The sequence below is a fragment of the Rubritalea sp. genome, from assembly GCF_039830215.1.
Lineage (GTDB): Bacteria > Verrucomicrobiota > Verrucomicrobiia > Verrucomicrobiales > Akkermansiaceae > Rubritalea.
Genome location: NZ_JBDOPO010000097.1, coordinates 21,573 through 27,572 on the forward strand (window position 1 = coordinate 21,573; position 6,000 = coordinate 27,572).

6 protein-coding genes and 2 tRNA genes are annotated in these 6,000 nt (G+C 48.6%); 1 reads left to right on the plus strand and 7 read right to left on the minus strand.

The annotated features are described in order from the left end of the window. Positions 1 to 31 precede the first annotated feature (31 nt). The 5 genes from ABGY95_RS03165 to ABGY95_RS03185 all read right to left on the minus strand — a co-directional run bounded on the left by ABGY95_RS03165 (position 32) and on the right by ABGY95_RS03185 (position 4,851). Entirely contained in the window at positions 32 to 238 is a 207-nt protein-coding gene (locus ABGY95_RS03165) for a hypothetical protein (RefSeq protein ID WP_347440247.1), read from the minus strand. Positions 239 to 392: 154 nt separating this feature from the next. Then, positions 393 to 1,244 (minus strand): signal recognition particle-docking protein FtsY, encoded by an 852-nt coding sequence (gene ftsY / locus ABGY95_RS03170; RefSeq protein WP_347440248.1) that lies wholly within the window; start codon positions 1,242 to 1,244, stop codon positions 393 to 395. A gap of 73 nt (positions 1,245 to 1,317) precedes the next feature. After that, positions 1,318 to 2,265, minus strand: a complete 948-nt coding sequence (locus tag ABGY95_RS03175) for an NAD(P)/FAD-dependent oxidoreductase (protein WP_347440249.1) — start codon at positions 2,263 to 2,265, stop codon at positions 1,318 to 1,320. A 249-nt stretch (positions 2,266 to 2,514) separates the two neighbouring features. Further along, a complete protein-coding gene (gene tmk / locus ABGY95_RS03180; RefSeq protein WP_347440250.1) occupies positions 2,515 to 3,138 on the minus strand; it encodes a dTMP kinase in 624 nt (207 codons plus the stop codon). A 96-nt stretch (positions 3,139 to 3,234) separates the two neighbouring features. Beyond that, positions 3,235 to 4,851 carry a SulP family inorganic anion transporter gene (locus ABGY95_RS03185; RefSeq protein ID WP_347440251.1) on the minus strand — a complete coding sequence of 539 codons (1,617 nt, stop codon included), beginning with the start codon at positions 4,849 to 4,851 and terminating at the stop codon, positions 3,235 to 3,237. 197 nt (positions 4,852 to 5,048) lie between these two features. Here ABGY95_RS03185 and ABGY95_RS03190 point away from each other — a divergent pair. Next, positions 5,049 to 5,125: transfer RNA gene (locus ABGY95_RS03190), tRNA-Arg, on the plus strand. A 349-nt stretch (positions 5,126 to 5,474) separates the two neighbouring features. On the opposite strand, the gene ABGY95_RS03195 is transcribed toward ABGY95_RS03190, so the two are convergent. Further along, positions 5,475 to 5,550 (minus strand) — tRNA-Phe (locus tag ABGY95_RS03195). A 158-nt stretch (positions 5,551 to 5,708) separates the two neighbouring features. Beyond that, on the minus strand, positions 5,709 to 6,000 hold a 292-nt coding region (locus tag ABGY95_RS03200; protein ID WP_347440252.1), incomplete at its 5' end, for a M28 family peptidase.

The window sequence follows — 6,000 nt, forward strand, 5'->3', positions numbered from 1 at the left end:
ATCTAAGCATGAACATTGACCCAGAGACTGCTTACCTTAGCAGAAAGTAGAGCGCAAGAGCAGCGCCGCCTATCCAAACTGCAACGATGTGAGCCACTCCAAAGGAGCGTGCTCCAGGGCTTTCGGCTGGGTCATCTTTATGCGGTCCAAACAAGACATTGTAGCGAGCCACAAGCCAAGCTCCCAACAAGAACCAAAAGATAAGAAATAGGATGAGTCCGATTTTTAAAACGAGCATGGTATGTGATCTTGAATATAAGGCTTAAAAATTATAATAGGCACGATTTGTAAGAGGTTACAGCTTCATCGTCGCTGCTGGTGTCGTCCCTTTCGTATTTTTTTCGCGGTCAAAAAAGCGTATTGCCAATGGCCTTTAGCCATATGAGTGCAGGCTACATGATTTCTTCCACGAATTCTTGCTTTTTAAAGCGTTTGAATTGGTGAGCTTCTTCACCCATGCCGATATAGCGCGGTGCGATCTTGAGTTCTTGGTAGATAGAGACGATGATTCCACCTTTGCCAGAGCCGTCGAGCTTGGTGACAACTAAACTATCGAGATCGATGACTTTGTTAAACTCGCGAGCTTGTTGCAGAGCGTTGCCGCCGGTGGTTGCATCGACCACGATCATCTTGGTGTGTGGTGCGCTTGGGTCTTGTTTGGCGATGGTGCGTTCGATCTTTTCTAGTTCAGCCATCAAGTTATGCTTCGTGTGGAGTCTTCCTGCGGTATCCAGAATGAGGAACTGTGTACCACTGTTGATAGCCTCTTGGTGAGCCTTGTAGCAAACCGAAGATGGGTCTGCATTTGGTGCTCCTTTGGTGATCGGGATTTGTACTCGCTCCGCCCAAACTTCTAGTTGTTCCACAGCTGCTGCACGGAAGGTGTCGGCAGCTGCAACCATCACGGAATACCCTTGTTCTTTAAATGAGGTCGCGAGCTTTGCTGTCGAGGTGGTCTTACCCGTGCCATTGACTCCTACCATCAAAATGACGTGGGGGAGTCCATCAGCACGTGGAACGAGATCAGAAAGATCATGAGGTAGGATCTCAGCAATGTGTTTCTTTGCCGTTTCGACCACATCTTCTCCGGAAATCTTGCGGCCAAGGTCTTGGAGCTCATCGACAATAGTCATTGTCAAACGGGCTCCGAGATCAGCTCCTATGAGATCAGCTTCTAGTTCCTCCCAATCTATTTCCGCACGGTTGCGAACCTTGTTGATGAACTTCTTAAAAAATCCTGCCATAACGACTTCCCTTTACGCCTAGATCAAGATCTGGTCAAGAACTGCTCGGTACTGAATGCTCTCATAGTGCTTGCTACAAGAAATGGTTTGGCGATAGCATGCTGAATGCTCCTGTCTTTAGCCCTGCCATTGTCGCAGTCATCTGATTTCTTGCCAATGGGACTGAATTCAGTAGTGGGAACGAGAGATCTCGAGCGGTGCCTAACAGGCAATAATCAGATTGGAAAAATGGCGTCGCCCAGCGAGTGGCGCGTTGGTAAAACTTCAGGTGGCTTTTTCGTCGCCTGGAGTATGAAGCAAGAGCTTGAGGGAGCTCCATCTCACGTAGGCATTGGGCCAGCGTGCTAGCATCCACTAACGCCAGATTGACTCCTTGTCCTAACTGTGGGCTGAGAGCATGTGCTGCGTCGCCTAGTATCGCCACATTGTCAGTATGCCATTTTTTCATCACATCATCGTGGTAGGCGGAGGCGGATAGATCATCGTGACTCCGAATTTGCTGCAGGAATTCCTCAGCGTGAGGAGCGAGCTCTATAACCGATTGCGTCCAAGCATCTAAATGAGTGGCCCTCCAATCATCGACTTTATCCATCCGTATCGACCAAAAAAGGCTCAACAGGTCGTCGTCAGTTCCTGTAGGGAGGAAACCACAGAGTTTATCTGTCGAACTAACTGACTGCCAGAGTTGGTTTGGCAGGAAAGCATCAGAGCGCTTTCCGATAAACCACAACGCCCCCCATGGGTATTGTTTATGAGAGTAGCTTGGTCTTATTTGCTCACGCAGTGCCGAGCTCGAGCCATCACAAACTAAGAGTAGGTCAAAAGGGCCGAATCGGTTGGAGTCGATATCGATGAGTGTGTGAATTGCATTACTGGTTTCAACCTGAGAAATCTCAGTTCCCCATATGAGGTTGAGCCCAGTTTCAGTGATAGCACCTTCTATTAATGCGAAAAGTGTGCAGCGGTGCGTGCCAGTTCGAGCGATTCCTTCGAAGAGTGCTCCATAGTGAAGATCGAGCATGGTTGCTCCAATGTCTTTGATACAGTGAGTTGGTCGATGACTGTCGTTGTGGAGAGCACAGCACCATGGATTCCCAGTTCACTGAGAACTAAGAGATCAGTCGGTTGAAGTAGAAAAAAACGGCGCCAATGGGGGAGTGCTCCGAAGCTCTTTCAAACAAGCACAAGGCATGGTCATCACTTGCCAATACAGTAGGGCACGCAAGCCCAGCACTGCTGAAGCATACAATAGCGATACGCAGTGGCTTGCTTATAGCACTTTTATCCAGTGAATCTCAGCCAGAGCCAACTGTAGCATCTCAGCGTGGATCGTCTCGATCGATGGGCTCGAATCGATGACTCTAGCATAGCTTTCATCCTTAACGCTGAGGAAAACGTCGCGGCAAAATTGAAGCGCATCGCGTTGTTCAAATTCATTTGCCTCATCACCACGGGAGCCAATGCGCTCCAGTGCTTGGTCGACATCGAGGTCGAGAATGAACAATATGTCAGGAGCTGGAGCAAAGGACTCGTTGGTCTTACGTAGCTCAGCCACATCAAATCCATTGGCACCTTGGTAAGCCATGGTGGAAAAATAATAACGGTCTAACACCACGTGAGTGCCGGCCTCAAGAGCTGGCAGAATCACATCATCCACATGTTGTTTACGGTCCTTGTGAAACATCTCTAGCTCTTCATCGGGAGAGAATCGCCCCTCAGTCATCGAAGCCCGGAGGATTTTTCCAAATGGACCATCCGATGGCTCGCGGTCCTGCAGAGCCTCTTCTCCACTTGCTCGTAGAGCGTCAGCTAGCATTTTGACCTGCGAGGATTTTCCCGTGCCGTCAATTCCTTCCACTACGATCAATAACCCACGCTTCTTTTGCTCATCCATTGGCTTGTTAGTACGAAAGCCAAGCGGGGGGCGCAAAACAAAAAACTCCAAGATGAACGAATCATCTTGGAGCTTTTAAAATGAGCATAACGTGGACTACTTCTTTAGGCGAAGGCTCGCCACGCTGTAGTCAGGATCGTCTGGTAGCACCTCGATGTCTACCAATGTACCAGCCCGCTCGATCATATGACGACAATCGGCAGATAGGTGGCGCAGATGAAGAGTCTTGCCAACATTACGGTAGCGCTCGGACATCGCATGGATCGCATCGATCCCTGAGTGGTCACAGATGCGCGCCTTTTCAAAGTCGATCACGATATTCTGCACGCCACTTCTGGCTTGGAAGTGGTCAGTGAAGTCGCTTACTGAGGCAAAATAAATCATGCCTTCCACTGCGTACACACGCTCTTCATTAGTCTCATTGACGAGTTCAATGGTTATGTGTTTGGAGCTTTTTACAGCAAACACAAGAGCGGAGACAATGATGCCAACAAACACAGCTAGTGCGAGATTGTGAGAGAAAATCGTCACGAAAGTTACCACGAGGATCACGAAGATGTCGGAATTGGGAACCTTGCCCATCGTCTTGAAGGTCGACCACTCGAAGGTCGCTATCACGATCATGAACATCACACCCACGAGGGCTGCGATAGGAATGCTGATGATGAGTTCGTACCCGAAAAGAATGAGCGTGCAAAGAGTAAGGGCGCCTACGATTCCTGATGTACGGCCACGTCCACCAGACTTCATGTTGAGAAGTGATTGGCCAATTGTAGCGCAGCCACCCATGCCGCCAAAGAATCCAGAAGCCATATTTGCCGCCCCCTGAGCGAGACACTCGCGGTTGGATTTTCCACGGCTATCAGTGATCTCATCAATCAACTGCAAGGTGAGCAATGACTCAATCAGTCCAACAATAGCGATGGTCAATGAGATAGGAAGGATGCCAGCCCAGAACGACCAGTCACCCCATGGTACTCCACTGAGATTGACTAAGGCTGGGTTGAATTGGGGATCCATGCCGGAGGACCCTGAGTTCGCTTCTAATACATCACCGACGGTACGTCCATCAACGAGTCCAAAATAGGTGATGAGACCAACACTAACAATCGCAACGAGCGAGGGAGGAATCGCTTTGGTGAGTTTGGGTAAAAACACTACAATCGCCATCGTAGCCGCGACTAGGCCGACCATCATCGCTAGATCTGATCCTGAGATCCATTCGAAGATACGTGCACCGTCATTGTCGAAATTCCCCTTGAATGTCTTAAAGAACTCAAGCTGTCCCATCGCAATCAATACTGCCAAACCATTAACGAATCCCATCATGACTGGGTGAGGGACGAGGCGGATGAGTCGACCCATTTTACATAAACCAATGATTGTTTGGATTATTCCCGCTCCGATAAGAGCGATGAAAAGGTACTTGTAGTCCATGCCAGCAATACCAGTGTCACCACCCATTTCAAAGGCTTTGGCTGCAACTACGGCTATTGCTCCCGTTGCACCACAGATCATACCTGGACGACCACCAAAGGCAGCTGTGATGAAGCCTATAAAGACCGCGGACCAAAGACCAACAAGTGGGTTCACCCCAGCAATGAATGAAAAGGCAATAGCCTCGGGGACAAGTACTAGGGATACAGTGAATCCCGAGAGACAGTCGTCCTTCAAGTTGCCGCGCTTCTTTTTGAATTTAAACATAGAAAACATTGTGTGTGGAATGGCTGGACTAAAGAGAAATCCCCACACAAGCAACCCCGAACTCCGACAACTAACCGAATTATACGCAGTGGCTCAAATTTTTACTCATATCAGGCAAGAATCAGCTTGCCTAAATCCACTCCATCCATTACCAAGCCCCCGCTGCCTCTGGCTCCACTCCGGGGGTGGCACTTTTTTTACAATGTGCTCCCTTAGCTCAGCTGGATAGAGCAACGGATTTCTAATCCGTAGGTCACAGGTTCGAGTCCTGTAGGGAGTACCATTGATTCGCCCTTGTTCCATATTGGTTCAAGGGATTTTTGTTGTCTTAATAAGTATTTGAGCCTGCAAGTTCATTTCCCTTAAGTGGCTCGTCATGTCCATTCCATTAGTCAAATGACGTTGTGATTGAGAAGACTATTTGCCCACACGAGCCAAAAGGAAAGCCACACTCAATCAAGAGTGCGGCTGGATAAAGTTTGGTTTGTCAATCGACGGCGGCACTAGTAGTGTGTGGAGTATTGCCTGAAAAATAGAGCCAGACCTGAGCCGCCGCCCTATACTGTAGGAGGTGTGCACTCAATGAGCAGAAATATGGGCAAAAAAAACCTGCATAGAAGCAGGTTTTAAAATGGTGGCCCATCTCGGATTCGAACCAAGGACACACGGATTTTCAATCCGTTGCTCTACCAACTGAGCTAATGGGCCACTTTGAAGTGTTTTCCGTTCAGCGGCGCTAGCTGCGTTGCGGTGCGCGTTGTGTAAGGTGTGGTGGGGGATTTGACAACCTAAAAGTGCTATGAATGTGTTCTTTTTTTTCGCGGTGTCCGCTGAGGTTAAATCTATATTTTGCGCGTATCATTCTCCTAGAGATGGTTGGAGAGGATTTCGAGCGTCATGTGGATACTCATACCAAGGCTCTTTTTTGAAATGATGTCCATGTTATCCGCTGAGGTGTGCCACCATTTATTTGTAGAAAAGTCACCAATGAGGTCAATTGTGGGAATATCAGCGATAACAATCATTGGATAATGGTCGTCGAGGAAGGATCCTGAGCTCTTTCCGAAGTGCTTTTTAAGCCCGAGTTTGCTGCGTGCTGCGTCATAGCTGCGGGTGAGTTGTTTTGGTGTGTCGGAGGGGATTTTGATGTTGAGATTT

Coding starts and splice junctions, on each gene's coding strand:
- tmk (WP_347440250.1), bottom strand. CDS start 3,138: ATGGATGAGCAAAAGAAGCGTGGGTTATTGATCGTAGTGGAAGGAATT.
- ABGY95_RS03175 (WP_347440249.1), bottom strand. CDS start 2,265: ATGCTCGATCTTCACTATGGAGCACTCTTCGAAGGAATCGCTCGAACT.
- ftsY (WP_347440248.1), bottom strand. CDS start 1,244: ATGGCAGGATTTTTTAAGAAGTTCATCAACAAGGTTCGCAACCGTGCG.
- ABGY95_RS03185 (WP_347440251.1), bottom strand. CDS start 4,851: ATGTTTTCTATGTTTAAATTCAAAAAGAAGCGCGGCAACTTGAAGGAC.
- ABGY95_RS03165 (WP_347440247.1), bottom strand. CDS start 238: ATGCTCGTTTTAAAAATCGGACTCATCCTATTTCTTATCTTTTGGTTC.